Source organism: Microbacterium maritypicum (assembly GCF_008868125.1).
GTDB classification, from domain to species: Bacteria; Actinomycetota; Actinomycetes; order Actinomycetales; family Microbacteriaceae; genus Microbacterium; species Microbacterium maritypicum.
Genome location: NZ_WAAQ01000001.1, coordinates 766739 through 792952 on the forward strand (window position 1 = coordinate 766739; position 26214 = coordinate 792952).

Here is a 26214-nt window from a genome sequence, read left to right on the forward strand (position 1 = left end):
GTCAGTTCGCTCCCGAGAATTCCTTGCGGCGGTTCACGAACCAGCGTGCGAGAGCGTTCACCGCGAACGTCACGACGAACAGGATCAGACCGGTCGCGATGAGGATGTTGATGTTGACCTGGTACGCCTCGGGGAACGTCAGCGCGATGTTGGCTGCGATCGTGGAGGGGTTCGTGGAGGTGAGCAGTTCGAACGTGACGGCCTTGCTCACCGAGAGGACCATGGCGACGGCCATGGTCTCACCGAGCGCACGGCCGAGGCCGAGCATGGAGGCGGAGACGATGCCGGAGCGGCCGAAGGGCAGCACGGCCATGCGCACCATCTCCCACCGGGTGGCGCCGAGGGCGAGAGCGGCTTCCTCATGCAGTCGTGGCGTCTGCAGGAAGATCTCGCGGCAGATGGCCGTGATGATCGGGACGACCATGACCGCCAGCACCATGGCTGCGGTGAGGATCGTGCGGCCGGTGGGGGAGACGACGCCGCTGAAGAGCGGGATCCAGGAGGCGTTCGTGTTCAGCCAGACGTAGATGGGCTGCACGGCCGGGGCCAGGACGAGGATGCCCCAGAGGCCGAAGACGACCGAGGGGACGGCGGCGAGCAGGTCGACCACGTAGCCCAGGCCCTGAGCGAGTCGTCGCGGGGCGTAGTGCGTGATGAAGAGGGCGACGCCGAGGGAGAGCGGCACGGCCAGCAGGAGGGCCAGGAAGGCCGCCCAGACGGTGCCGAACAGGAGCGGACCGACGTAGTCCCAGAAGTTCGTCTTGAGGAGTGAGGCGTCCTCAGCGGTCGCGGTGAAGGCCGGGATCGACTGAACGATGAGGAAGATCGCGACCGCGGCCAGCGTGATCATGATCATGGACCCGGCGGCGACCGCCGTTCCGGAGAACCAGAGGTCACCGGCGCGCTTCTTCGCGACGATGCGCGTCGACGCCGGCGAGGTCGTGGCTGTCATGGGAGCTGCTTCCTGCTCAGTGGAGATCGGGTGTCTGACGCGAGCAGACGGTCTCCGGGATGCCGTGAGGCATCCCGGAGACCGTCATTCACTCACTTGATGAGGTCGATCGCAGCCTGGGCCTGCGTGCGCAGGTCGTCCGAGATCGGGGCGCTGCCCGCGTTGGTCGCGGCGGCGTCCTGGCCCTCGGCGCTGATCGCGGTGGTGAAGAACGCCTTGGTCAGTGCGGCGACGTTCTCGTCCTCGTACTCGGCGCAGCCGATGAGGTAGCTGACGAGGAGCACGGGGTAGGCGCCGTCAGCGGTGGTGGTGCGGTCGATCGCGAAGGCGAGGTCGCCGTCGGTGCGGCCTTCCTCGATCTTCGATGCGTCGAGCGTCGCGGCGGCGCCTTCGGCCGAGTGCGGCACGAACTTGTCGCCGACCTTCACGTTGACGGCCGAGAAGTCGGCGGCCTGCGAGGAGTCGATGTAGCCGATGAGGCCCTGTCCGCCCTTGACGGCGTTGGCGACACCCGAGGTCTTCTCGGCGGACTCGCCGGCGAGGTCGGCCGGCCACTCCTCGACGCTGCCTGCGGTCCACACGTCGCCCGCGGTCTGTGCGAGGTAGTCGGTGAAGTTACCCGTCGTGCCCGACTTGTCGGAGCGGTGCACCGGCGTGATGGCGAGGTCGGGCAGCTTGGCGTCGGGGTTGTCCTTGGCGATCGCCGGGTCGTTCCAGTTGGTGATCTTGCCGGCGAAGATCGACGCGATCGTCTCGGGGGCGAGGTTCAGCTCGTCCACGCCGTCGAGCGAGAACACGATCGCGATCGGGGAGATGTAGGCCGGGATCTCGATGATGTCGGAGCCGTCGACGCACGCGCCGAAGCCGCCGGCCGAGATCTCGTCCGTCTTGAACGCACGGTCGGAACCGGCGAAGTTGACCGCACCCTGCTGGAAGGACTCGCGGCCACCGCCCGAGCCCTGCGGGTCGTACTCGACCTGGGCGTCGGGGTTGGTCTTCTGGAACTCGGCGGTCCACGCCTGGATGGCGACCTGCTGCGAGGAAGCGCCCGCGCCGACCAGGGAGCCGCTGACGGCGGAAGTGTTGGAGGTGGGCTCGTCGGTGGAGCCGGTGCCGCCTTCGTTCGCGGCGCAGCCGGCGAGGGCGAGAGCGGCGACGGCGCCGATGGCGCCGATTCGTGCGATTCGGGAGATCTTCACTGTGGATCCTTCGATCTGGAATGGGTGGGGCCCGGTGCAGGGCACACAGTGACGCTATGGGCGACGGTTAACGAGACTCTCCCGAGCAGGTGAACGGCAGGTGAACGACGGGCGACTCTCTGGGGTGCTCCCGCGAGAAATCAGGGGACGTCAGACTTTGGGGATGTGCGTCTCGATGGCGATGATCCCGGATCCGGGGTTCGTGGCCGAGAGGTGCACGACCGAGAACGCGGCAGGCTCGAGGTCTGCTGCGCTGCTGAGGTAGGACCCCTGGATGGTGCCGGTGGCCAGCGCGATCTCCGAGAGCAGGCCGGGGAGCACCGGGCCGTGGCTGCACAGCACGGCCGGCTTGCCGGCGCGGATGCGGCGGCCGACGACCGCACGCAGGTCGGACCCGCCGTCCTCCCAGGCGTCCTGGCTGATCTTCTCGGTCTTCACAGGCTTGCGATCGAGCGCGCGGGAGAGCGGGGTGATCGTCTCGACGCAGCGCACCGCGTCACTGGTCACGATCCGACGCACGCCGAACGCGCGCAACGGTCCGACGATGGACTTCGCCTGCGTGCGCCCGCGCTCGGTGAGCGGTCGCGAGGCATCCGAACCGTCCCACTCCGAACGAGGTGTGGCCTTCGCATGACGCAGCGCGATCACCGGGAAGGTGCGCAGCACGCCGTCGTCGACGAGGTTGGAGAAGAAGTCGAGGATCTCCAGGTCGACGGGGTAGCTCAGGCGTGCGCGCGCCTTCTTCACACTGACCCACTCCAGCGCGGCGATCTCGCGGTTGGGAACGAACGTCGATTCCCGGATCGCCGCGTCCGTCGCCTCCGCAGCCCAGTAGTGCACGACCTTCTGCTTCTGCGAGGCGAGGTGGTACCGGCTCACGCCGACCGACACCCCGAGAGAGACGCGGATGCCGGTCTCCTCGTGCACCTCGCGCACGGCCGTCTCGGCGAGCATCTCACCGGGATCGACCTTGCCCTTGGGGAGGGTGATGTCGCGGTACTTGGTGCGGTGGATCAGCAGGATGCGAAGTTTGCCGTCGACCAGGCGCCACACGACGGCCCCCGCCGCGTACACGGCCTTGTCCGTCCACTTCGAGCTCGTCGCCGTGTCGGCCGGGAGCTGCAGCTGTCGCGCAGTCATCGAACCGCCCGTGCGCGACGGCGCCGCTGGATCAACCCCATGGTCTTATCCTGCAGGTCGATGAGGGGCTTGCCCTCCGCATCGACGGCGTGGCGTTCCCAGACGCCGCCGGCGCCGAGGTGCCACGACGTCGTTCCTGCGTCCATCGCCAGGTCGAAGAACGTCCCGAGCTCCTTGAGGTGCGCGGGGTCGGTCACGCGCACCAGAGCCTCGACGCGGCGGTCGAGGTTGCGGTGCATCATGTCGGCGCTGCCGATGTACACCTGCGGGTCACCGGCGTTCTCGAACGCGAAGATGCGCGAGTGCTCCAGGTAACGCCCCAGGATGCTGCGCACCGTGATGTTGTCGCTGATGCCGTCGAGGTCGGTGCGGAGGCTGCAGATGCCGCGCACCCAGACATCGACCTTCACACCCGCTGCGCTCGCGCGGTAGAGCGCATCGATGATCTCCTCATCGACCATCGAGTTCACCTTGATGCGGATGTGCGCGGGAATCCCGGCCTCGGCGTTCTTCCGTTCGGCGTCGATCTGGCGGATCAGCCCCTTGCGCAGATGCAGCGGCGCCACCAGGAGGCGCTTGAACTTCTTCTCGATCGCGTAGCCGCTGAGCTCGTTGAAGAGTCGCGTCAGGTCTTTGCCGACCTGCGCATCCGCGGTGAACAGTCCGAAGTCTTCGTAGATGCGGCTGGTCTTCGGGTTGTAGTTGCCGGTGCCCACGTGGGAGTAGTGACGCAGCATCCCGTCTTCCTCGCGGATCACGAGCGCGAGCTTGCAGTGCGTCTTGAGCCCGACGAGCCCATAGACCACGTGCACGCCGGCCTTCTCGAGCTTGCGCGCCCAGACGATGTTGTTCGCCTCGTCGAAGCGTGCCTTCACCTCGACGAGGGCCAGTACCTGCTTGCCCGCTTCCGCCGCGTCGATGAGGGCCTGCACGACGGGGCTGTCGCCGGAGGTGCGGTAGAGCGTCTGCTTGATGGCGAGCACGTGCGGATCGCGTGCGGCCTGCTCGAGGAACGCCTGCACGCTCGTGGTGAACGACTCGTACGGGTGGTGCACCAGCACGTCCGACTTGCGGATCGCCTTGAAGATGTCGGCGCGGGCGCTCGATCCCGCGGGCTGGAACGCCACCGCCGTGGTGGGCAGATGCGGCGGGTAGCGCAGGTCGGGGCGGTCGATGCGCGAGAGGTCGAACAGACCGCGCAGGTCGAGCGGCCCGGGGAGGCGGTAGACCTCGAGGTCGGTGATGTCGAGCTCGCGGACCAGCAGGTCCATCGTGACGTCATCCATGTCGTCGGTGATCTCGAGACGGATGGGCGGGCCGAACCGCCTGCGCAGGAGCTCGGCCTCTAGCGCCTGGATGAGGTTCTCGCTCTCGTCCTCCTCGATCTCCACATCCTCGTTGCGGGTGAGGCGGAACGCGTGGTGGTCGAGCACCTCCATGCCGGGGAACAGATCGCCTAGATGGTTGGCGATGAGCTCTTCCAGACGCAGGAAGCGCTTGATCTCGCCGCCTCCTGGCACCTCGACGAAGCGCGGAAGCATGGGCGGCACCTTGAGGCGCGCGAACTCCTGGCGCCCCGTGCGGGCGTTGCGGATGCGGATCGCGAGGTTCAGCGACAGGCCGGAGATGTAGGGGAACGGATGGGCGGGATCGACCGCGAGCGGCATCAGCACCGGGAAGACCTGGGCACCGAAGTACTCCGACAGCGCCGCGCGCTCGCCGTCGGTGAGCTCGGACCACTCGGTGATCTCCACTCCGGATTCGGCGAGGGCGGGTCGCACCAGCGATGTCCAGGCGTCGGCATGACGCAGCTGCAGAGCGTGCGCCTCGCGAGAGATGTCGGCGAGCGCGTCGACGGGGGAGCGGCCGATGTTGGTGGGCACGGCCAGACCGGTCATGATGCGGCGCTTGAGTCCGGCGACGCGCACCATGAAGAACTCGTCGAGATTGCTCGCGAAGATCGCCAGGAAGTTGGCGCGTTCGAGTTCGGGGAGCGACGGATCCTCTGCCAGCTCGAGCACGCGCTGGTTGAAGGCGAGCCAGCTGAGCTCGCGATCCAGGTAGCGGTGGTCCGGGAGCTGGGAGTCGTAGGACTCGATGGCGTCGAAGTCGTCGTCTTCGGCGTCACCCAGCCCGGCGTCGGCGAGTGCGGGATCGATCATGGGGTACATCTAAGCACCGAGAGGTGACGCGCGTGTGAACGGAGTCGATCGTCAGACCACGCTCGCGAGGCTCTCGTCCTCGTTGACGTTGAAGCGGTAGCCGACGTTTCGCACCGTGCCGATGATCTGCTCCTGGTCGCCGAGCTTCGCCCTGAGCCGTCGCACATGCACGTCGACGGTGCGGGTGCCTCCGAAGTAGTCGTAGCCCCAGACCTCGCTCAGCAGCTGTTCGCGGGTGAACACACGAGCGGGGTGGGTCGCCAGGAAGTGCAGCAGCTGGAACTCCTTGTAGGTGAGATCCAGAGGCCTGCCGCGCAACTTCGCCGAGTAGGACTGCTCGTCGATCGTGACGCCGGATGCCTGCACGCGTGCGGGCTCGGCGACCTCGTCGCGTCGAGCCAGCGCGAGACGCAGCCGGGCATCGATCTCGGCAGGACCGGCTGTGGCGAGCAGGACGTCGTCGATTCCCCAGTCTCCCGAGAGCGCGCTCATCCCGCCTTCCGTGACGACGAGCAGCAGTGGCGCATCCTGCCCTGCTGTCCGCAGCAGGCGGCACAGCGACTTCGCGGCGACGAGATCGTGGCGGCCGTCGACGATCACGACGTCGTAGTCGGGGGCGCTGACCAGCTGCGACGTCTCTGCGGGGATCTGGCGCGTGCGGTGGCTCAGCAGCTCGAGCGCGGGGAGCACTTGCTCGGAGAGCGGAGCGTTGGTCAGAACCAGCACCTGGGCCACGCGCACTCCTCACAGACGCGGATCGACGTCGTGCCGCCATGATACCGGGAGCGATGCGCAACAATGGAGACATGACGGATCCCGCACTCGCACCACGCAATGCGTTCGTCGGTGTGCTCGTCGTCTGGGCCACGGCCTTCCTCGCCACCGTCGCCATCGGCATCTTCGTGCCGGAGGAATGGCGTGTGCCCTGGCTGCTCGTCGGGTTCGGAGGCGTCGTACTGCTCTCCTTCGCGGTGCAGCTCTGGTACGGGCGCACCCAGGGCTTCATCTTCCGCGTTTCCGGAAGCGTCATCGGCGCTCTGCTGCTGATGGGCATCATCTCCGTCGGTTTCGGCCTCGCGGCACTGATCCCCTCCTGACACCGGCGCGGCGCGGTAAGGTGGATGACATGGACCTCATGGCGCTCGAAATCTTCTTCATCGGCCTGCTGGGCCTTGCGAGCCTCGCTATCGTCTTCGTCTCGGCAGTGGTGCTGCGCAACCTCTTCCGCGGCCAGCGCTGACGCGATAATGCTCGAACTGCCCGTCGACCTTCCGGCCGATATCGTTCCCTTCGCGTGGCTTATCGGCGTCTGGGAGGGCACCGGCGTCATCGACTATCCGGTCGGGGATGAGCGTCTGCAGGGCGAGTTCACCCACCGGATCAGCTTCAGCCACGACGGCGGACCGTTCCTGAACTACTCCAGCACGGCCACGTTCCTCACGGAGGACGGCGCTCCCGCCGCGGCGCTCCTCGCCGAGACGGGCTTCTGGCGACTCGCGCGCCCGGCGACGGCCGCAGATCCCGGCCCCGCGCTGCTTCCCCCGACCGCGCCCGTGCACACGCGCACGGTCGACGACGTGGAAGAGCTGCGCGCACCGAGCGGTGGGTTCCCGATCGAGGTCTCGCTCGCGCACGCCGACGGCGCTCTCGAGCTCTACCTCGGTGAGATCAACGGTCCGCGCATCGACATCGGCTCCGACGCCGTCGTACGCAGCGCCGGTGCGAAGGTGCACACGGCATCGTCGCGCATGTACGGCCTCGTCGACGGACATCTGCTGTGGGCGTGGGACATCGCCGCGCTCGGCACCCCGCTGCGCTCGCACGCGTCGGCGCGCCTGGCCAAGGTCTGACGTGTCCGGCTTCAGCCAGATCGACGGCGTCGTGTCCGACGGCGACCTCATCGTGCACTTCGGAGACGCCTTCCGCGAGCAGCGGCGTCTTGCCGGTGGTTCGGCTTTCGCACCGCTCGGCGACCGCACCGTGATCGAGGTGGCGGGCCCCGAGCGGTTGACCTGGCTCGACTCGATCACGTCGCAGGCCGTGGGGCGTCTCACCCCCGGCGACAGCACAGAGCTCCTCGTGCTCGATCCACAGGGCCGCGTCGAGCACGCGGCCGGTGTGCTCGACGACGGCGCATCCACGTGGCTCATCGTCGACGCCGACGACGCCGATGCGCTCGCCGCCTGGCTGACGCGCATGAAGTTCCGCACCCAGGCCACGGTCGACATCCGACCCGACCTCGTGCTGGTCGGTTATGTCGAGGGCGGCTCCGTCGCATCGACGGTGACCGCTGCCGCGTCAGTTCCGAACGGCACCGCCCTCGTCTGGGCCGACCCGTGGCAGCGGATCAGCGTCGGAGGACACCAGTACTCCGAGGTCGCCGAGCACCCCGCCGCCGACTTCGCCTGGCGCGTCGCGATCCTCGAGGAGGAGGCTGCTGACGCCCTCGCCGCATCCATCGATCGGGAGTCGCTCGCGGGCCTCCTCGCCGCGGAGGCGCTGCGCGTGGCCGCCTGGCGCCCGCGGTGGAAGACAGAGGTCGACGAGCGCTCGCTGCCGCACGAGTCCGACTGGATCCGCAGCGCGGTGCACCTGAACAAGGGCTGCTACCGCGGGCAGGAGACCGTCGCGAAGGTGCACAACCTCGGTCACCCGCCCCGCCGTCTGGCCGCCCTCCACCTCGATGGCAGCGATGCGGTGCTGCCCGCGCCGGGTGCGCCGGTGTTCGCCGGCGACGACGAGGTCGGGCACCTGACCTCGGTGGCGCGTCATCACGAAGACGGTCCGATCGCGCTCGCGATCCTCTCTCGGCGCGCACCGATCGGCGACCTCGTGGTTCGCGCCGACGGCATCGACATCGCCGCCTCTCAGCAGGTGATCGTCCCGGCGGATGCAGGTGCGACGGCGGATATCCCGCGCCTCACCCGGCTGTCGCGACGGCCCACGGCTCCCGACCCTCGCGGTTCCGGCGTCGAGCTCTGACCCGCCCTCGGCGGCAGGACGACTCAGTCCGTCAGCGGAGCGACTGCGGCCCACGGCAGCGTGAGTTCCCCCAGACGCCAACGCGTGCGTCCGCCGAGGACCGGCCAGCCCTGCGCGCGAAGAGCGGATACGGCGGCGAGGAAGCGCTGCGTGGCTCCGAAGGTCGACAGGGGCGCCGCGCGGTCCCACTCGCGGTCGAGATCGACGAGCAGCCCGTGGATGCGTTCTCCGGTGACGTTGCGGTGGATCAGCGCCTTCGGCAATCGCTCGGCGACGATGCTCGGGCGCTCGAGGTCGGCGAGCCGGAGGGAGATCGTGAAGCGCAGCGGTGAGCCGTGCGCATCGACGTCGATCCAGCTCGAGACGCGGCCGATCTCATCACAGGTGCCCTCGAAGAGCAGCCCGTCCGGCGCCAGGCGTGAGGCCATGCGGGACCACGCATCGGGAACGTCCTGCTCGTCGTACTGCCGCAGAACGTTCATGGCACGGATGACCGCGGCCCGGCGTCCGCCGGGAAGCGGAACCTCGAAACCGCCGCGCCCGAACGAGACCGGGAGGTCCGGGGCGAAGGGTGTCCGCTCCGCGCGCACCTCGGCGAGCTGGGCGTCGGCCGTCGCGACGCGCGCCGGATCGATCTCCAGGCCGCGCACCTCGACGTCGTCGCGCACCCGGACGAGGCGCGTCGCGAGCTCGAACGCGGTCACGCCGCTGGCTCCGTAGCCGAGATCGACGACCAGCGGATCGGATGCTCGGCGCAGGGCGTCGCTTGCGGCGATCCAGCGATCGTTGCGTCGCAGCCGGTTGGTCCCCGTGGTGCCGCGGGTCGGCCGACCGAGGGGAGATGACGCCATGTCTCCATCCTCCCAGCATCCGACTAGGGCTTCGGCTCCGGGCGGATAAACTGGCCGCATGACTGCGACGCGCACCCTCATCCTGCTCCGCCACGGCCGGAGCGAGTGGAACGAACTGAACCTGTTCACCGGTTGGGTGGACGTCCGCCTCAACGCGCAGGGCGAGAAGGAGGCGCGCCGCGGCGGCGAGCTGCTGGCAGAGTCCGGCATCCTCCCCGACGTGCTGCACACCTCGTTGCTCAGCCGTGCGATCCAGACGGCGAACATCGCCCTCGACGCCGCCGACCGTCTGTGGATCCCGGTGACCCGCTCCTGGCGGCTCAACGAGCGTCACTACGGTGCGCTCCAGGGCAAGGACAAGGCGCAGACCCTCGAGGAGTTCGGCCCCGAGCAGTTCCAGCTGTGGCGCCGCTCGTTCGACGTGCCGCCGCCCGTGCTCGACGACGAGAGCGAGTTCAGCCAGGTGAACGACGTCCGCTACGCGGGCATCGACGGCGAGGTGCCGCGCACCGAGTCGCTCAAGCTCGTCATCGACCGTCTGCTGCCGTACTGGGAGAGCGCGATCGTCCCCGACCTCGAGGCCGGGAAGACCGTGCTCGTCACGGCGCACGGCAACTCGCTGCGTGGCCTGGTGAAGCACCTCGAGGGCATCAGCGACGACGACATCGCCGAGCTGAACATCCCCACCGGCATCCCGCTGGTCTACGAGCTGGACGAGAACAACGTTCCCACCGGCCCAGGACGCTACCTCGACCCGGAGGCTGCGGCCGCCGGTGCCGCAGCGGTCGCGGCCCAGGGCAAGAAGTAGGAGCCTCCGCTCCTCACGCAGAAGCCCCCGATGCGAAGGCATCGGGGGCTTCTGCGTTGCCGTGGGTGCGATCAGGCGTGGCCGAACTCCTGCTGGCCGAGCTCCTGCTGCTCGACGGCGAGGGGGATGTCCTCCTCGTCGACCGCCCAGTCGCCGGTGGCGAGATAGACGACCTTCTTCGCGACGGCGACCGCGTGGTCGGCGAAGCGCTCGTGGTACCGGCTGGCGAGCGTGGCGTCGACGGTCGCCGTCGCCTCACCCTTCCAGTTGTCGCTGAGCACCTTCTCGAAGACGGTGGCGTGCAGTTCGTCGACATCGTCGTCCGCGTTGCGGATGGCGTCGGCGAAGCGCAGATCCTGGGTGCGCAGCAGCTCGGAGAGCGTGCGGGCCACCTCGACGTCGAGCTCGCCCATCTTCACAAAGGTGCCCTTGAGGCCCTTCGGGATGGCGCGCTCGGGGAAGCGGAGGCGGGCGAGCTGGGCGATGTGCTCCGACATGTCGCCCATGCGCTCGAGCGAGGCGCTCACACGCAGAGCGGTCACGACGATGCGCAGATCGCGCGCGACCGGCTGCTGGCGGGCGAGGATCTCGATCGCCTGCTCATCGAGGGCGACGGCCAGCTCGTCGATCTTGGCGTCATCGGCGATGACCTCCTCGGCCAGTGCCACATCGCTCGTGGCGAATGCCCTGGTGGCCTTGTCGATCGAGACCGTGACGAGGTCGGCGATCTCGACGAGGCGGTTCTGAAGGTCCTCGAGGGACTGGTGGAAGACTTCGCGCATGTTGGGGCGCAACCTTTCATTCGGATCTCGGCTGTGTCAGCGCGAGACGGCGGGTCGTCCGCACGAGAGCAGGTCTGTGCTCCCGCACAAGCCCGAAGCGATTGTCTGCTTCGAAGGTTAACGAACGGTGCCCAGCACGTGAATAGTACTTCTCCTGTTCCCGCCAGGGCGCGGAAACCCGCCGGACGGACGGTGAACGCACTCTACGCTTATGTCATGACCTTGCCGCAGCTCGCGCTGTCTTCGCTCGCCATCGGGCTTGTGATCGGCGTCGGCCTCTCCCTGCTCGTCGTGTGGGCATACCGGGCGCGGGCCCGCGTGCAGGAGGAGACATCGCTGGCGATTCCCGCCGGCATCACCGATGTCCTGCACAGCATGGACGATGCCGCGGCGATCGTCGACACCTCCGGTCTGGTACTCGCCTCCTCGCAAGCGGCGACCCGGTTCGGGATCGATGTCGGCTCGACGCTCGACAACCCGGAGCTGCGCCAGCTCGTGCGCGGCGTCAGGGAGGCCGGCGGCACAGCCACCGAGTCGATGCGCCTCACCCGAGGGGGTCTGAGCCTCGACCCCCGCCTGGTCTCGGCCCGTGCCAGCGTGATCGGCACGCGTCTGGTGCTGCTGATCATCCGCGACGTCACGGAGCAGGAGCGGCTCGATCAGATGCGTCGTGACTTCGTGGCGAACACGAGCCACGAGCTCAAGACGCCCGTGGGCGCGGTGAGTCTTCTCGCCGAGGCCATCGAGTCCGCGGCCGACGATCCCGCCCAGGTGCGCATCTTCGCCGCGCGCATCTCCGCGGAGGCGGGGCGGCTCGGACAGCTCACCGGGCGCATCATGAGCCTGTCCCGGCTCCAGGCCGAGGACGGTCTGACGAAGGTCGGCCCGGTCGCGATCGACGAGGTGATCGCCTCCTCGATCGAGGCTCACGTCGTGCAGGCCGATTCCGCAGGGGTCGAGCTCACCAGGGGAGGGGACCGTGGCGTCTTCGTGCGCGGCGACGCCCAGATCCTGATCGAGGCGGTCGGAAACCTGATCGCCAATGCGATCGTCTATTCGCCCCGCGGCTCCCGCGTCGGAGTCGGCGTCCGCGCGGAGGACGGCGTGGTCGAGATCGCGGTGTCCGACCAGGGGATCGGCATTGCAGAAGCCGATCGCGAGCGCATCTTCGAGCGGTTCTACCGGGCCGATGAGGCCCGTTCGCGGCGCACCGGAGGGACCGGCCTCGGGCTCTCCATCGTCAAGCACGCCACCCAGCGGCACGGCGGCGAGGTGCGGCTGTGGTCGCGTCCGGGCCGCGGATCCACGTTCACGATCCGTCTTCCCCGGATCGATGCCCCCGACAACCTCGACACGGGCAAGAAGAGCAAGAAGAAGCGCGCGCGCAAAGCGGCCAAGTCCGCCGCATCCGCGCGCGTTCGAAACGGAGAGAGAGCATGACCCGAATCCTTCTCGTCGAAGACGAGCCCGACCTCGCCGACCCGCTCGCGTACCTGCTCCGGCGTGAGGGCTACGAGGTGGAGATCGCGGAGGACGGCCCCGGAGCGCTCGCGGCCTTCCGGGAGCGCGGGGCCGACATCGTGCTGCTCGACCTGATGCTTCCCGGCATGCCGGGAACAGAGGTGTGCAGGCAGATCCGGTCGACCTCCGCCGTTCCCATCATCATGCTCACGGCCAAGGACTCCGAGGTCGACATCGTGGTGGGCCTCGAACTCGGAGCCGACGACTACATCACGAAGCCCTACTCGTCCCGGGAGCTGCTCGCCCGCATGCGTGCTGTGCTGCGCCGGGTCGTGCAGGCGGACAGCGAGCTCGACGAGCGCGTGCTCGACGGCGGACGGGTCTCGCTCGACATCGATCGGCACACCGTCTCCGTGGCCGGAGCCCAGATCAACATGCCGCTGAAGGAGTTCGAGCTGCTCGAGGTGCTGATGCGCAACTCCGGGCGCGTACTGACCCGCGGCCAGCTCATCGACCGGGTCTGGGGGAGCGACTACTTCGGCGACACCAAGACGCTCGATGTGCACATCAAGCGGATCCGCTCGCGCATCGAGGAGAACCCGAGCGAGCCGGTGATGCTCGTCACTGTGCGCGGTCTGGGATACCGCTTCGAAGGCTGATCTCCCGGCGGGACGGAGAGCCCGTCGAGACAGCGAAGAGGCCGGCGCCCCTGGGCGCCGGCCTCTTCGTCTTCGTGCTCTGAGGTGTCAGTTGCTGGGGGCCGGAGCCGCCGTGTCGGTGGGCTTCGGCGTCGGCGTCGAAGGGGCCGTCTTCTCCGAGGGGGCGAGGTCCGAGTAGTAGGGGAGCGTTCCGTCGAGCACGGGAACCTCCGTCTTGACCCCGGTGGAGTCGCCGGACTGGAAGTGCATCTCCACCGTCGCGCCCGGCTTGGTGTCGAGGCCGACGATGCGCAGCGGTTCGGCACCGGCGCCCAGGCTCACCGTGTCGCCGGCGGGGACGGTGACGACGAGCGGGTCGACGCCCGCGACCGTGATCGTGAGAGTCGCCTTCTCATCGGTGGGGTTGACGAACGCCGCGATGAGATTGCCCACAGAGCCGTCTTCGGTGGCCACCACGAGGGCGTTGCGCACGTCGATCGGGCCGTCGGCGTCGGAGACGTTCACGCCGTCGGATGCGGCGTACTCGGTCTTGGTGGACTGTGGGGTGATGAACGTGCACCCGGTCGCGCCGAGCAGAACGAGGGCGCTGAGGGCTGCAGACGCAACAAGGCGCGATTTCATGGGTCCTCCTGAGGTCCGGCGGGGATATCCGCATCCATTCTATGCGTAAGTCGTGAGGCCTCCTGCGGCACCGGGGGCGCGAACCTTAGCGCATGTCCCCTGTGGTATCCTTGAGGTTGCCGAAAGGACACGTTTTTATGCTTTTTGAGGTTGGCGAGACCGTCGTCTATCCCCACCATGGCGCTGCGACCATCATCGAGGTCAAGGAGCGCATCATCAAGGGTGAGGCGAAGAAATACCTGAAGCTCAACGTCACCCAGGGTGATCTCATCATTGAGGTCCCCGCGGAGAATGTCGACCTGGTCGGCGTGCGTGACGTCATCGGCAAGGAAGGCCTCGATCATGTTTTCGAGGTGCTGCGAGCACCCTTCACGGAAGAACCCACGAACTGGTCGCGCCGGTACAAGGCGAACCTCGAGAAGCTCGCCTCCGGCGATGTGATCAAGGTGAGCGAGGTCGTACGCGATCTGTGGCGTCGCGATCAGGACCGCGGCCTCTCCGCGGGCGAGAAGCGCATGCTGGCGAAGGCTCGTCAGATCCTCATCTCCGAGCTCGCGCTCGCCGAGAAGACCGACGAGGACAAGGCGGGCGCACTGCTCGACGAGGTCCTCGCTTCCTGAGCTCTTTTCACGACGAAAGGCGGGTGCTTCGGCATCCGCCTTTCGTCGTCTTCGCCGGTAACGTGATGCTGTGACCATCCTCCCTGTCCCGCGTTCAGCGATCATCGTCGTGGCTGCAGGCTCCGGCACGCGTCTGGGTGCCGAAGCTCCGAAGGCCTTCGTCGGCATCGACGCCCGTTCCGTCCTCCGCCACGCGCTCGACGGCGTCTTCGCCGCATCGCCTGCGCAGGTCGTCGTCGTCGCCCCCGATGGATGGGAGGGCGACGCCGAGACGGAACTGCGCGCCGCGGCCGGCGACCGGGCTGATCTCGGTCGTGTGGTCACCGGTGGTGCGACCAGGCAGCAGTCGGTGGCGGCAGGTCTCGCCGCGCTCTGGGGAGACGTCGAGATCGTGCTGGTGCACGATGCGGCGCGCGCGCTCACCCCTCCGTCGCAGATCGACGCCGTCACCGCTGCAGTGACAGCAGAGCACGGCATCATCCCGGCCCTGCCCGTCGTCGACACGCTCAAGAAGGTCGTGGACGGGGCCGTCGTCGGGGCCGTCGACCGCTCTGAGCTCGCTGCGGCGCAGACGCCGCAGGGGTTTCCGAGGGGCCCGCTCGAGGCGGCGTACGCTGCCGCCGGCGACAGCGGGATCGAGTACACCGATGATGCGGCCCTGTTCTCGGCGGCCGGCCACCCCGTGCGGTACATCGCCGGTTCGGAACGCGCCTTCAAGATCACCACGCCCGCTGACCTCCAGCGCGCCCGCCACCTGCTGGGTGCGAGCGTCGCGGCGACCGGCACCCCCCGGGTGGGCATCGGCACGGACGTCCACGCCTTCGGGGGCGAGGGGAACCTGTGGCTCGCCGGCCTCGAGTGGCCGGGGGAGCGGCCCCTCTCCGGTCATTCGGACGGAGACGCCGTCGCCCATGCGATCGTCGACGCGCTGCTGGGTGCCGCGGGGCTCGGTGACATCGGAGAGCACTTCGGCACCTCCCACCCCGAGTACGCCGGCGCGCATGCGGACGTCTTCCTCGCTCGCACCCGGGAGCTGCTGGCCGAAGCCGGGTTCGAGATCGGCAATGTCTCGGTGCAGTTCCAGGGCAATCGACCGCGCTTCAGCCCGCGGCGGGCCGAGGCCGAAGGGGTTCTGTCCGCCGTCCTGGGCGCTCCGGTGTCCGTGACGGCGACGACCACGGACGGGCTCGGGTTCCCCGGCAGGGGAGAGGGCATCGCGGTGACGGCCATCGCGTCGGTGGTTCCCGGCGTTCATCGTCATCTGAAGGCGGGCGCTCAGCCGTCCCCGAGTAGGCTTGAGCGGTGACAGTCCGCCTCTACGACACCCGCGCGCAGCAGCTGCGCGACTTCGTGCCTCTCGATCCCGAGAACATCACGATGTACGTGTGCGGACCCACGGTGCAATCAGGCCCCCACATCGGGCACGTCAGGGCGGCCTTGAGCTTCGATCTGCTGCGCCGCTGGCTGCAGTACCGCCACGGTCGGGTCACCTTCGTGCGCAACGTCACCGACATCGACGACAAGGTGCTCGCGAACGCCACCGACTCCGAGCCGTGGTGGGCGCTCGCGTATCGCATGGAGCAGGAGTTCAGCGCGGCGTATGCGGGGGTCGGCATCCTGCCCCCGACGTACGAGCCGCGAGCCACGGCATCGGTGCCGCAGATGCAGGAGCTCATCGCGCTGCTGATCGAGCGCGGTCACGCATATCCGGCCCCTGATGGTTCGGGAGACGTGTACTTCGACGTGCGCTCCTGGCCGGACTACGGATCGCTCACCCATCAATCCCTCGATGCCATGGAAGCCGCGGAGGACGCCGACCCTCGGGGCAAGCGCAATCCGCAGGACTTCGCCCTGTGGAAGGGCAGCAAGCCCGAAGAGCCGGCAGACGCCACCTGGGCGTCGCCGTGGGGCGCCGGGCGTCCGGGATGGCACATCGAGTGCTCCGCGATGTCGAAGCGCTATCTCGGGCCCGAGTTCGACATCCACGGCGGTGGGCTCGACCTGCGATTCCCGCATCACGAGAACGAGCTCGCCCAGTCGACGGCGGCAGGTGACGGCTTCGCGCGCTACTGGATGCACAACGGTCTCGTCACCGTCGACGGCCAGAAGATGTCGAAGTCGCTTGGGAACTTCACGTTGGCAGCAGACGTGCTGGCCGCGCACCATCCGCTGGTGGTGCGCTACGCGCTCGCCGCCGCTCACTACCGGTCGAGCCTCGATCTCGGCGACTCATCGTGGGCCGAGGCCGAAGCGGCTCTGAGCCGGATCAGCACGTTCCAGCAGCGCGCCGCACGTGTTGCCGGAGGCGGCATCGGGTTCTTCCTGTCGCAGAGCCTCCCCGCGGCGTTCGCGGCGGCGATGGACGATGATCTCGGCGTGCCCCAGGCGCTCGCCGTGCTGCACGAGACGGTGCGTGCGGGAAATGCGGCGCTGGACGCGGGGGAGGACGACGCCGCGCTCGACGCGCTGCGCGCCGTGCTGGCGATGACGTCGGTCCTGGGCCTCACACACACATCCGGGGCGAAGGCCGACGCCTCGCAATCCGCTCTGGACGCCCTCGTCCAGACGATGATCACCCAGCGCGCTCAGGCACGCGCTGACAAGGACTGGGCGGCGGCGGATCGCATCCGAGATGCGATCGCCGCCGCAGGAATCACGCTGGAGGACACTCCGGCCGGAACTCATTGGAGTATCGATGGCTAAGCCAGGGCGCCCCGGCGCGAGCAAGGGAAACAAGAAGGGCCCGACCAAGGGCACCGGCGGACTCGGGCGCAAGGCGCTCGAGGGTCGGGGACCGACGCCGAAGGCGGAGGACCGCGCGTGGCACCCCGCCGGCAAGCGCAAGGCCGCGGCCGAGCGCTACGCCGCCGCGACGGGCGGCAAGGGCCGCCCCGGTGGCAGCCGGCCGGGCTCCGGTGGCGGGGGCAACCGTGCGCCGAAGGCCAAGGCGGGAGACGACACCGAGAACGTGACGGGTCGCAACTCGGTCCTCGAGGCACTGCGGGCGAAGATCCCGGCGACGGCGTTCTACATCGCGCAGCGCGTCGAGATGGACGACCGCGTGAAGGAGATGCTCTCGATCGCCACGCATCGGGGCATCCCCGTGATGGAGGTCACACGTCCGGAGCTCGACCGCATGGCCGGGTTCGACGGTGTGCACCAGGGCGTCGCGATCAAGGTGCCGCCGTACGAGTACGCGCACCCGCAGGATCTGCTCGAGCAGGTCATCGACCGCGGCGAGGTGCCGCTGTTCGTGGCGCTCGACGGCATCACCGACCCCCGCAACCTCGGCGCCATCATCCGTTCCACCGCGGCGTTCGGCGGTCAGGGGATCATCCTTCCCCAGCGTCGCTCGGCCGGCGTCAACTCCGCCGCCTGGAAGACCAGTGCCGGAGCCGTCGCTCGCACCCCGGTAGCGCTGGCGACCAACCTCACCACGCAGCTCAAGGAGTTCAAGAAGCAGGGCGTGTTCGTGCTCGGCCTCGACGGCGACGGCGATGTGTCGCTCCCGGAGCTCCAGCTCGCCGATCGTCCCGTGGTGATCGTCGTCGGCTCGGAGGGCAAGGGGCTGTCCCGCCTGGTCTCCGAGACCTGCGATCAGATCGTCTCGATCCCGATCTCTGCGGCCACCGAGTCGCTGAACGCCGGCATCGCGACCTCCGTCGCGCTCTACCAGGTCGCGTCGCTCCGCGCCGCGAAGAAGAACTAGACCGTTCGAGGGAAGGCAGACCATGGCTCGCATCATCGTGCTCGGAGGGACCGGTTACGCCGGTCGTCACATCGTCACGGAGGCGGTGAGCCGTGGCCATGCCGTGATCGCGATCTCGCGTTCCGCGCCGGCCGATCCGGTGGCGGGGGCCGCATATCTGCAGGGCTCCGCTCTCGACCTGGCGCCGCTCGCGGAAGCGTTCGTCGGCACGGACGCCGTGGTCTCGGCTCTCTCGCCGCGCGGTGACATGGCCGACCGTGCGCTCGAGGCGCTGTCGAATGTCGTCGAGCAGCTCGCGGGTACGGACACGCGTCTCGGCGTCGTCGGCGGCGCCGGCGGGAGCCTCGTGGCCCCCGGCGGGCCGCGCCTGTTCGATCAGGGCTTCCCGGAGGAGTACAAGCACGAGGCGCAGGTCGGCATCGACTCGCTGGCCCTCCTCGAGGCGACCGATGCGGGCCTGGACTGGTTCTTCATCCACCCCGCCGAGGTCTTCGGACCGTGGGCGGAGGGCGAGCGCACCGGTCACTACCGGGACGGCGGCGACGTGATCGTCCGCGACGCCGAAGGCAAGTCGTACATCTCGGGTGCCGACTTCGCCGTCGCGGTGGTCGACGAGATCGAGCAGGGCAACCACCACAGGGAGCGGTTCACCGTCGGCTACTGAGCCGCCGGTCGATCAGACCAGATCCCGCCAGTCGACGTCCTCGTCCTCATCGGCGACCGGCGTCATGCCGGTGATGACGGGAAGACTCATCGTCTCGGTGGGCGGACCCATGATGGTGGCTTCGTCGCGCCGATGCCGCAGCACCTCGTTGATGTAGCTGGTGAGCACCTCGGCGAGCGGGATGGAGCGTCCTTCCGCCTGAGACAGGTACCAGCGGTGCTCCAGCACCTGGTGGAACACCTCGGCCGGCTCGAGTTTGGCGCGCAGCTCGTAGGGGATCGCACGCACGACCGGCTCGAACACTCGGGTCAGCCACTCGTGCGCGTACATCTCCTCGTCCGCCCACTGCTTCGTCGAGCGGGCCCGGAACTCGTCGAGGTCGTTGAGCAGACGTCGTGCCTGGTTCTCCTCGACGTCGAGGCCGGTCAGGCGGATGAGACGGCGCTGATGATGTCCGGCATCCACGACCTTCGGCTGGATCTCCACCACGGTGCCGTCTGCGGTCGTCGACATCGACATCTCGTCGATGTCGAAGCCGAGGGCGTTGAGCCGCTCGACACGTTCGGTGATGCGCCATGTCTCCGCGGCGGAGAACGACTCCTGTGCAGTCAGCTCTGCCCACAGCGACCGATACGACGACACGATGCCGTCGGCGATCGCGACCGCGTCCACGCCGTGCTCGAGCCGTCCGCCGGCAGCGAGGTCCATGATCTCGCCGGCGATGTTGGTGCGGGCGAGGTCGAGGTCGTAGGCGCGCTGGCCGTCGGTGAGCCCCTCCTCATGCAGCTCTCCCGTCTCCGCGTCGACGAGGTAGGCGGCGAATGCGCCGGCGTCCCGACGGAACAGGGTGTTCGACAGTGAGACGTCGCCCCAGTAGAAGCCCACGTTGTGCAGGCGGACGAGCAGCAGCGCGAGTGCGTCCACCAGACGGTTGGCGGTGTCCGGGCGCAGAACGCGTGTGAACAGAGCGCGGTACGGCATCGAGAAGCGCAGGTGCGAGGTGACCAGCGCGGCGGGGAGTGGGTCACCATGCGCGTCGGTGCGCCCGGCGATCACGGCCACCCGGTCGACGCAGGGTACATCGAGTCGGGCGAGGTTGCCGAGCATGTCGTACTCGCGCTGCGCCATCTCCGCGGTGGTCTCCTTGACGGCGACGACGCGACCGGAGAGGTCGGCGAAGCGCACGAGGTGGCGGGAGAGCCCCTTCGGGAGCGAGACGATGTGCTCGGACGGCCACTTCGCCAACGTGGTGGACCAGGGGAGGGAGAGCAACCCCGGGTCGATCTTGCTGGCGGTGATCCGCAGCGAATCCTGCATGGTGCTCCCTGGTTGCGTGCGAAGAGGAAAAAGAGACGCGGCGCAGGCGACCGAAGTCAGCCTGCGCCGCGTCTGTGGATCCGATCAGGCGGAGACGACCGGCTTGTCGTTCAGGCGCTCGCCCGACTCGATGTCGAACGCGTGCACGTGGCCGGCCGAAGCTGCGAGCGTGACCGTCTCACCCGCGTTCGGGTGGTTGCGGCCATCGACGCGAGCGACGAGGTCGGCGCGCTTGCCGTTGATCTCGGTGTGCCCGTAGAGGTAGCCGTCAGCGCCGAGCTCCTCGACGAGGTCGACCGTGACCGAGAGGCCCTTGCCATCGGCGGGGCCGACGACGATGTCCTCCGGGCGCACGCCGACCGTGACCTGCGAACCGTTCGCGCGGCCGACGGTGTCGCGGTCGAGCGGGACCACCTCGGTGCCGAAGCGGATGCCGCCCTCGGCGAGGTCCGCCGAGAACAGGTTCATCGCGGGCGAGCCGATGAAGCCGGCCACGAAGACGTTGTTCGGCTTCTCGTAGAGGTCGCGCGGGGAGCCGACCTGCTGGAGCAGGCCGTCCTTGAGGACCGCGATGCGGTCACCCATGGTCAGCGCCTCGGTCTGGTCGTGGGTGACGTAGACCGTGGTGACGCCGAGACGACGCTGCAGCGACGCGATCTGCGTACGGGTCTGGACGCGGAGCTTGGCGTCGAGGTTCGACAGCGGCTCGTCCATGAGGAACACCTGCGGCTGGCGCACGATCGCACGGCCCATGGCGACACGCTGACGCTGACCACCCGAGAGGGCCTTCGGCTTGCGGGTCAGGTAGGGCTCGAGGTCGAGGAGCTTCGCAGCCTCGAGCACGCGAGTGGCGCGCTCTTCCTTGCCGACGCCGGCGATCTTGAGAGCGAAGCCCATGTTCTCGGCGACGGTCATGTGCGGGTACAGCGCGTAGTTCTGGAAGACCATCGCGATGTCGCGGTCCTTCGGCGGGACGTCGGTCACGTCGCGGTCGCCGATGAGGATGCGGCCGGCGTTGACCTCTTCGAGGCCGGCGAGCATGCGCAGGGACGTGGACTTACCGCAACCGGAAGGACCGACGAGGACGAGGAACTCGCCGTCACCGACCTCGAGGTTCAGCTTGTCGACGGCCGGACGGGTTCCACCGGGGTACAGGCGGGTGGCTTCGTCGAAAGTCACAGATGCCATTGTCGTTTCTCCTTCACCGGCAGGTACGTGCCGGACGATCCGTAGTGATGAAGCGGTGAGATGAGTCACCGTGACCCGTCTTTGGGTCGAATTCAGTATGACATGAACGGCTGTACCTGGGTATTTCTCAGCCTCACTGGTTAGCATCGAACTCGGCCGCGCGCAGCGGCGATCGTCGCTGAGCGGCGGTCGGGGCCAACCCGGACCCCCGCAGACTCACAAGAGGAACGATGTCGAGCGACGAAACGCCGAACGTCCCCACACCTCGCAATTCTCGCGAGGCCGTGCGGGAGAAGGCTCAGCAAGTGCACGCCCAGCAGTCGAGGGCGCGCCTCATGCGACGTATCATCATCGGCGCCGTCGCGGTCGTCGCGGTGGGGGCGATCGGCACTGCGGTGACCCTTGCGGTGTCCGCCCAGGTGTCCAAGCCCAAGCTCACCCCGACGGGGATGGAGTCGGACGGCGTGGTCGTCACAGACATCACCGCGGTCGCAGGATCCGACGAGGTCCCCGCGACACCGTCCGCAGAGCCGACCGATGCGGGTGCGTCGACCGAGCCGACGCCCAAGGCGACCACGTCTGAGAAGGTCGACATCCACGTCTACGTCGACTACCTCTCGCCGGACGCGGGGAAGTTCGAGCGGGCGAACGCGCGTCAGTTCGCCGGCTGGATCAGCGAGGGCGCCGTGACCGTCAGCTACCACCCGGTCGCTCTCCTCACCGCGAGCTCGAACGGCACCAAGTACTCGCTGCGCTCGGCGGCCGCAGCCGCCTGCGTCGCCACGCACTCGCCCGCGCAGTTCTACGCGTTCAACCACGACCTGCTGGACAACCAGCCCGAGGTCGGCAGCGACGGCATGTCCGATGAAGAGCTCGCGAACCTCGCCGCGGCGGTCGGCACCGACAACACCAAGGCCGTGCGGTCGTGCATCGAGAACGGCGACTTCGTCAGCTGGGCGAAGGATGCGACCACGCGCGCGCTGGACGGACCGCTCGCGGGCTCCAAGGACCTGGTCCTGCAGTCGGCTCCGATGGTCGTCGCGAACGGCGAAGCGTACGTCGGAGCGCTCGACGACCCGGCCGAGTTCTCGCAGTTCGTGCTCAGCGTCGCGAGCGATGCCTCGCGTGCCACGCCGACGCCGACTCCCACACCGACCACCACGCCTGCCCCCTAGGTCGAAGCGGGGTCGATGCCATCGCTAAGCTTGTGGGTGGCATCCGCCGACTTGGCGCAATTGGTAGCGCACCGTACTTGTAATACGGGGGTTACGGGTTCGAGTCCCGTAGTCGGCTCAACAAACACCGACGGCATCAGCCGAGATGCGTATTGCACGCTCCCGCATTGCTATCGTCGCCCTGATGGCGAACCTAGATAGTCGGGGGATGACTCCTGAAGAGCGTATGAACACGTTTCTGCTGCACCCGGAGTGGTTCGGAGGCGACCGGATACCGGAGAGGTTTGTGGTCTCAGCTGAGCTGCGAAAGCGGCTCCGGGAGTGGAATCAGGTCTGGGAGACCGTGCTGGATCCGGTCACTGAAATGCGATGGCCAGATCCACAGATCAGACGCACATGGATCGCTGAGGGCGAGCAGCTCGTGGCAGATCTGCAGGCAGAGCTCGGGCCGGGCTTGTCCGTCGTCGGCGATTTTGCCCGGTATGCCCCGCCGCGTAGGTCGTAGGCTCTGCGCATGAGCGAGCCCGATGCGGAGCCGACCCCGTCGCTGATCCAGCAGCGACTCGCCCTACAGCGCAGGCGGGTGGGGGCGGTATCTCAACTGGGGTTCTCAGCCGTCGTCTTGGCCGGCTGGATCTTCGTTCTCGTCCTCGACGGCCCCAACGTGTGGCGCTGGATCGGCATCGTCGTGTTCGCGCTCGGTGCCGCGATCGGGGCTGTCCAGCTCCGCACGGCGCTGCGGGAGACCCGGGCTTTCGAGACTCGACACGGCCCGGGAGCTGGCGTCCAGAAGCGAACGGAGTGAGCGGTTCTTCGCTTCGCTACCTCCGGCTCCGGCGGGTCGGCTGATGTCCGTCTCACGGGGGATGCGCCTGCTCACGTGCCTGCGTACCGTTGCACCCATGACCGCATCAGAGGAGAGTTCGAAGAAGAAGCCGGGGTATGGCATCGCCACAGGGATGGCGCTCGGGCTGCCGCTGGGCGTTGCGGCCGGGCTGATCTTCTTCGACAGCGTTGCGATCGGCGCAGGTGTGGGTATCTCTGTGGGTCTCGCGATCGGTGCAGGACTCGAGTATTCGTGGAAGAACGGCGAGCCCAAGGCCGAGGCCGAGGACGAGTAGGTCACTCTTCCGGCCCTTCGCAGAGCAGGGGTGCAGGGGAGTGAGCGGAACATCCGCCCCTCCCTCGTCCTAGGCTGGTGTGATGCTCCACGGACTGATTCGCCCTGTCGAAGCCCACAGCGTGACGCTGAAGGGCGAAGACCTCGCCGAGGTTCGCGCGCAGCTCACCGCTCAGGCTCCCGCCGGATGGGACCTCGTCTCGGCGATGGCGACGATGGAGAAAGCAGGATCGATGCGCTCGGTCGAAGGCAAGTTCCTGCGTCGTGACGGTATCCGTGAGATCGAAGGCGACGACATGGCTGCCCTCGAGTCGCAGGTGCCCGAGGGATGGCAGCTGCTCTCCGTATGGCGGACGAGCTGAGGCTCACGCGTCTCTGATCGTGGTCTCGGCGTACTCAGTCCACTGAGACGGGTTCTGGTGTGTCGACGACCTCGTCGATGAGGCCGATCCCGCCTGTCGAGCTCGCGGACTGCATGAGGTCCTGAATCCACGAGGGGTTCAGCGGGGGCGCCTCCGGCTCGTCGAAGGTGAAGCGGAGCGGAATCGAGGGGTGCAGCCAGATCGTCGAGCGTCCTGCGGGATCTCCGTCGGGATGACGCCACGACAGGGTGAAGCTCTCGTTGCGTCGCAACTTGGTGGCGATGACCACCTTCAGATGCGCGAGCGCGCGGTCCTCGATATGGATCTCCTCGCCGTTGCCGTACTGGATCGTTCCCATCTCTGCACCATAGCCGCCACCGCGCGCACTTTCCGCGCCAGATCGTGATGGTGAAAGAGCATATCGGAGTATCGCATTAGAGGGTGATATGTTACTGAACGTTGAGTTTCCTGGTGGGTACGACGTCGTGACACCAGGTGGATGACTGCGCAGGTGGCCGACTCCCCGCCGCGGCCACCTGCGCTTGCCCCTGAAGGGCGTGATCCATGGAGCACCGGGGGAGGGGTATGTCATGAGCAGCTCGCCGGAGTCGCAGCGGTCCATGCCGGAGTGGCAGAGCGGCGACCCCTATGAGACCGCGCTCACGCGGGAGGCGTACGCATGCGAGAAGCGCCTGCTGCAGATCGAACTCCTCAGACTCCAGGCGCACATCACGCGCTCGTCCGACCGCGTGCTCATCCTGTTCGAGGGAAGAGACGCGGCGGGCAAAGGCGGCGCGATCACGCGCTTCATGGAGCACCTGAACCCCCGGGGTGCCCGTGTCGTGGCACTCGACAAACCCACCGATGCGGAGCGGACGCAGTGGTATTTCCAGCGCTACGTCGCGCATCTCCCCTCCGGCGGCGAGATCGTGATGATGGATCGCTCCTGGTACAACCGCGCCGGTGTCGAGCGGGTCATGGGCTACTGCTCGTCGGCCGAGTACGAGGAGTTCATCCAGACCGTGCCGGAGTTCGAGCGCATGCTCGTCGGCTCGGGCATCCGCCTCGTGAAGCTGTGGTTCTCGATAGATGAGGCGGAGCAGCGGCGCCGCTTCGCGTACCGGGGCGAAGACGCGGTCGCGCAGTGGAAGCTCAGCCCGACTGACCTCGCGAGCGTCGACCGCTGGGACGAGTACATCGCAGCGGAGGAGGCGATGTTCCTCCGCACGGACACCCCTGCCCTCCCCTGGGTCGTCATCGCGTCGAACGACAAGAGGCGCGCGCGGCTGGAGGCGATGAGGTGCGTCCTCTCGCGGTTCGACTACCCGGGCAAGGATCCGTTGATCGCTCACGCCCCTGATCCGCGGCTCGTGGGGCGCCCCTCTCAGATCCGCCACGAGGGGGAGAGGCCGACGCGGTGATGTCTGCGGGTCGCCACCGGAGGGCATCCGGGAATGCGAGGGGTGGACTCGGAGGTTTTTCCCCTCATGACTCGCATCGGCACCAGTGATCTCGACGTCCTCCCGCTCTCGCTCGGCGGCAACGTGTTCGGCTGGACGGCCGACCGTGACACCTCCTTCGCGGTTCTCGACGCGTTCGTGGACGGCGGTGGCGACTTCATCGACACCGCTGACTCGTACAGCTCCTGGGTGCCGGGGAACGAGGGCGGAGAGAGTGAGACGATCGTCGGTGAATGGCTGGCTTCTCGCAGGCCCGCAGGGGTGGTCGTCGCGACCAAGGTGAGCCAGCACCCGAAGTTCCGCGGTCTTGCCGCGTCGAACGTCCGCAAGGCCGCCGAAGCCTCGCTGGCGCGCCTGGGCGTCGATGAGATCGACCTCTACTACGCGCACTTCGATGACGAGACGGTTCCGCTGGAGGAGACTGTCGCCGCGTTCGGTCAGCTCGTCGACGACGGTCTGGTGCGGCACATCGCCGTGTCGAACTACTCCGCCGATCGCATCCGCGAGTGGATCGAGATCGCCCGTCGCACCGGTGCCGCGCTGCCGGTCGCTGTGCAGCCGCATTACAACCTCGTGCACCGCAACGAGGTCGAGGACACGATCATCCCGGTCGCCGAGGAGTACGGGCTCGGTCTCGTCCCGTACTACTCGCTGGCGAGCGGCTTCCTCACCGGCAAGTACCGCTCGACGGATGCCGAAGGGCAGAGCTCGCCGCGGGCCCACGGCGCGGCGAAGTACGCGACGCCGGCGGGGCTGCGGGTCATCGATGCGCTCCAGGAGATCGGCGACGTGCATGACGCCTCGATCGCCGCGACCTCACTCGCCTGGCTCCGCGCGCAGCCGACGGTCGTCGCACCGATCGCGAGCGCGCGCAACGTGGACCAGGTTCCCGATCTCCTCGCCGGTGCCCGCCTCGAGCTCTCGGACGACGAGGTGCAGCGGCTCAACCAGGTCTCGGAGTGGACTCCGGCCCGGACCTGAG

The 26214-nt window shown here is 68.1% G+C and carries 29 protein-coding genes and 1 tRNA gene; 19 read left to right on the forward strand and 11 right to left on the reverse strand.

Features of this window, described 5'->3' with window-relative positions; all coding sequences use genetic code 11:
* Position 1: 1 nt before the first annotated feature.
* The 5 genes from pstC to F6W70_RS03820 form a co-directional block, all read right to left on the reverse strand.
* Positions 2-952: a phosphate ABC transporter permease subunit PstC gene (gene pstC, locus F6W70_RS03800; RefSeq protein ID WP_055865259.1), complete on the reverse strand. Its 951-nt coding sequence runs from the start codon at positions 950-952 to the stop codon at positions 2-4.
* Between the two features lie 92 nt (positions 953-1044).
* On the reverse strand, positions 1045-2151 hold the full coding sequence (gene pstS, locus F6W70_RS03805; RefSeq protein ID WP_055865256.1) for a phosphate ABC transporter substrate-binding protein PstS: 1107 nt from the start codon (positions 2149-2151) through the stop codon (positions 1045-1047).
* A gap of 150 nt (positions 2152-2301) precedes the next feature.
* Positions 2302-3291 carry an NUDIX hydrolase gene (locus tag F6W70_RS03810; protein WP_055873917.1) on the reverse strand — a complete coding sequence of 330 codons (990 nt, stop codon included), beginning with the start codon at positions 3289-3291 and terminating at the stop codon, positions 2302-2304.
* Positions 3288-5453 (reverse strand): RNA degradosome polyphosphate kinase, encoded by a 2166-nt coding sequence (locus tag F6W70_RS03815; RefSeq protein WP_055873914.1) that lies wholly within the window; start codon positions 5451-5453, stop codon positions 3288-3290. The genes F6W70_RS03810 and F6W70_RS03815 overlap by 4 nt, the downstream gene beginning before the upstream one ends.
* Positions 5454-5504: 51 nt before the next feature.
* Entirely contained in the window at positions 5505-6188 is a 684-nt protein-coding gene (locus tag F6W70_RS03820; protein ID WP_055865247.1) for a winged helix-turn-helix transcriptional regulator, read from the reverse strand.
* 71 nt (positions 6189-6259) lie between these two features.
* Here F6W70_RS03820 and F6W70_RS03825 point away from each other — a divergent pair, with 71 nt between their 5' ends.
* From F6W70_RS03825 to ygfZ, 3 genes are all read left to right on the forward strand, one after another.
* Entirely contained in the window at positions 6260-6550 is a 291-nt protein-coding gene (locus F6W70_RS03825) for a hypothetical protein (RefSeq protein ID WP_017828966.1), read from the forward strand.
* 150 nt (positions 6551-6700) lie between these two features.
* The gene (locus F6W70_RS03830) at positions 6701-7303 is read left to right on the forward strand and encodes a heme-binding beta-barrel domain-containing protein (RefSeq protein ID WP_055873911.1); all 603 of its coding nucleotides are present in this window, start codon (positions 6701-6703) and stop codon (positions 7301-7303) included.
* Between the two features lies 1 nt (position 7304).
* Positions 7305-8435 carry a CAF17-like 4Fe-4S cluster assembly/insertion protein YgfZ gene (ygfZ, locus tag F6W70_RS03835; protein ID WP_151485962.1) on the forward strand — a complete coding sequence of 377 codons (1131 nt, stop codon included), beginning with the start codon at positions 7305-7307 and terminating at the stop codon, positions 8433-8435.
* Between the two features lie 23 nt (positions 8436-8458).
* On the opposite strand, the gene F6W70_RS03840 is transcribed toward ygfZ, so the two are convergent.
* Positions 8459-9286, reverse strand: coding sequence for a class I SAM-dependent methyltransferase (locus F6W70_RS03840; RefSeq protein ID WP_151485963.1), 828 nt, complete (start codon positions 9284-9286; stop codon positions 8459-8461).
* Between the two features lie 58 nt (positions 9287-9344).
* Between F6W70_RS03840 and F6W70_RS03845 the strand changes: the two genes are divergently transcribed.
* Positions 9345-10094: a phosphoglyceromutase gene (locus tag F6W70_RS03845; protein ID WP_021199094.1), complete on the forward strand. Its 750-nt coding sequence runs from the start codon at positions 9345-9347 to the stop codon at positions 10092-10094.
* A 71-nt stretch (positions 10095-10165) separates the two neighbouring features.
* On the opposite strand, the gene phoU is transcribed toward F6W70_RS03845, so the two are convergent.
* Complete coding sequence (gene phoU / locus F6W70_RS03850; protein ID WP_017828961.1) at positions 10166-10876, reverse strand: phosphate signaling complex protein PhoU; 711 nt, start codon at positions 10874-10876, stop codon at positions 10166-10168.
* Between the two features lie 216 nt (positions 10877-11092).
* Here phoU and F6W70_RS03855 point away from each other — a divergent pair, with 216 nt between their 5' ends.
* A complete protein-coding gene (locus F6W70_RS03855) occupies positions 11093-12316 on the forward strand; it encodes a sensor histidine kinase (RefSeq protein WP_151485964.1) in 1224 nt (407 codons plus the stop codon).
* Positions 12313-12996, forward strand: a complete 684-nt coding sequence (locus tag F6W70_RS03860; protein WP_017828959.1) for a response regulator — start codon at positions 12313-12315, stop codon at positions 12994-12996. Before F6W70_RS03855 ends, F6W70_RS03860 begins: the two co-directional genes overlap by 4 nt.
* A gap of 87 nt (positions 12997-13083) precedes the next feature.
* Here F6W70_RS03860 and F6W70_RS03865 read toward each other — a convergent pair whose 3' ends face one another.
* Positions 13084-13617: a hypothetical protein gene (locus F6W70_RS03865; RefSeq protein WP_055865231.1), complete on the reverse strand. Its 534-nt coding sequence runs from the start codon at positions 13615-13617 to the stop codon at positions 13084-13086.
* A gap of 137 nt (positions 13618-13754) precedes the next feature.
* On the opposite strand from F6W70_RS03865, the gene F6W70_RS03870 reads away from it, so the two are divergent.
* The 5 genes from F6W70_RS03870 to F6W70_RS03890 all read left to right on the forward strand — a co-directional run bounded on the left by F6W70_RS03870 (position 13755) and on the right by F6W70_RS03890 (position 18610).
* Positions 13755-14237 (forward strand): CarD family transcriptional regulator, encoded by a 483-nt coding sequence (locus F6W70_RS03870; RefSeq protein WP_017201416.1) that lies wholly within the window; start codon positions 13755-13757, stop codon positions 14235-14237.
* Positions 14238-14307: 70 nt separating this feature from the next.
* Entirely contained in the window at positions 14308-15543 is a 1236-nt protein-coding gene (gene ispD, locus F6W70_RS03875; protein WP_151485965.1) for a 2-C-methyl-D-erythritol 4-phosphate cytidylyltransferase, read from the forward strand.
* Positions 15540-16940, forward strand: a complete 1401-nt coding sequence (gene cysS, locus F6W70_RS03880) for a cysteine--tRNA ligase (RefSeq protein WP_151485966.1) — start codon at positions 15540-15542, stop codon at positions 16938-16940. The genes ispD and cysS overlap by 4 nt, the downstream gene beginning before the upstream one ends.
* The gene (gene rlmB / locus F6W70_RS03885; protein ID WP_017828955.1) at positions 16933-17946 is read left to right on the forward strand and encodes a 23S rRNA (guanosine(2251)-2'-O)-methyltransferase RlmB; all 1014 of its coding nucleotides are present in this window, start codon (positions 16933-16935) and stop codon (positions 17944-17946) included. Before cysS ends, rlmB begins: the two co-directional genes overlap by 8 nt.
* A gap of 22 nt (positions 17947-17968) precedes the next feature.
* Entirely contained in the window at positions 17969-18610 is a 642-nt protein-coding gene (locus F6W70_RS03890) for an NAD(P)-dependent oxidoreductase (RefSeq protein ID WP_055865223.1), read from the forward strand.
* A 12-nt stretch (positions 18611-18622) separates the two neighbouring features.
* Here the strand turns inward: F6W70_RS03890 and F6W70_RS03895 are convergent, their stop codons facing one another.
* On the reverse strand, positions 18623-19927 hold the full coding sequence (locus F6W70_RS03895) for a DUF4032 domain-containing protein (protein ID WP_055865219.1): 1305 nt from the start codon (positions 19925-19927) through the stop codon (positions 18623-18625).
* A gap of 84 nt (positions 19928-20011) precedes the next feature.
* Positions 20012-21115 carry an ABC transporter ATP-binding protein gene (locus F6W70_RS03900; protein ID WP_055865216.1) on the reverse strand — a complete coding sequence of 368 codons (1104 nt, stop codon included), beginning with the start codon at positions 21113-21115 and terminating at the stop codon, positions 20012-20014.
* A 230-nt stretch (positions 21116-21345) separates the two neighbouring features.
* On the opposite strand from F6W70_RS03900, the gene F6W70_RS03905 reads away from it, so the two are divergent.
* The 6 genes from F6W70_RS03905 (at position 21346) to F6W70_RS03930 (ending at position 23772) form a co-directional block, all read left to right on the forward strand.
* On the forward strand, positions 21346-22290 hold the full coding sequence (locus F6W70_RS03905; protein WP_017828951.1) for a DsbA family protein: 945 nt from the start codon (positions 21346-21348) through the stop codon (positions 22288-22290).
* A gap of 45 nt (positions 22291-22335) precedes the next feature.
* Positions 22336-22408, forward strand: a tRNA-Thr gene (locus F6W70_RS03910).
* 90 nt (positions 22409-22498) lie between these two features.
* The gene (locus F6W70_RS03915; RefSeq protein WP_151485967.1) at positions 22499-22795 is read left to right on the forward strand and encodes an immunity protein CdiI family protein; all 297 of its coding nucleotides are present in this window, start codon (positions 22499-22501) and stop codon (positions 22793-22795) included.
* Positions 22796-22804: 9 nt separating this feature from the next.
* Entirely contained in the window at positions 22805-23095 is a 291-nt protein-coding gene (locus F6W70_RS03920) for a hypothetical protein (RefSeq protein WP_151485968.1), read from the forward strand.
* Positions 23096-23192: 97 nt separating this feature from the next.
* Positions 23193-23411, forward strand: coding sequence for a glycine zipper domain-containing protein (locus F6W70_RS03925; protein WP_151485969.1), 219 nt, complete (start codon positions 23193-23195; stop codon positions 23409-23411).
* An 82-nt stretch (positions 23412-23493) separates the two neighbouring features.
* Complete coding sequence (locus F6W70_RS03930) at positions 23494-23772, forward strand: hypothetical protein (protein WP_017828944.1); 279 nt, start codon at positions 23494-23496, stop codon at positions 23770-23772.
* A 34-nt stretch (positions 23773-23806) separates the two neighbouring features.
* On the opposite strand, the gene F6W70_RS03935 is transcribed toward F6W70_RS03930, so the two are convergent.
* Complete coding sequence (locus F6W70_RS03935; protein WP_055865203.1) at positions 23807-24130, reverse strand: DUF7882 family protein; 324 nt, start codon at positions 24128-24130, stop codon at positions 23807-23809.
* Between the two features lie 232 nt (positions 24131-24362).
* Between F6W70_RS03935 and ppk2 the strand changes: the two genes are divergently transcribed.
* Together ppk2 and F6W70_RS03945 are read left to right on the forward strand one after the other, a co-directional pair.
* Positions 24363-25193 (forward strand): polyphosphate kinase 2, encoded by an 831-nt coding sequence (gene ppk2, locus F6W70_RS03940; RefSeq protein ID WP_151485970.1) that lies wholly within the window; start codon positions 24363-24365, stop codon positions 25191-25193.
* A gap of 66 nt (positions 25194-25259) precedes the next feature.
* Complete coding sequence (locus tag F6W70_RS03945; protein ID WP_055865199.1) at positions 25260-26213, forward strand: aldo/keto reductase; 954 nt, start codon at positions 25260-25262, stop codon at positions 26211-26213.
* The last annotated feature ends 1 nt before the right edge of the window (position 26214 follow it).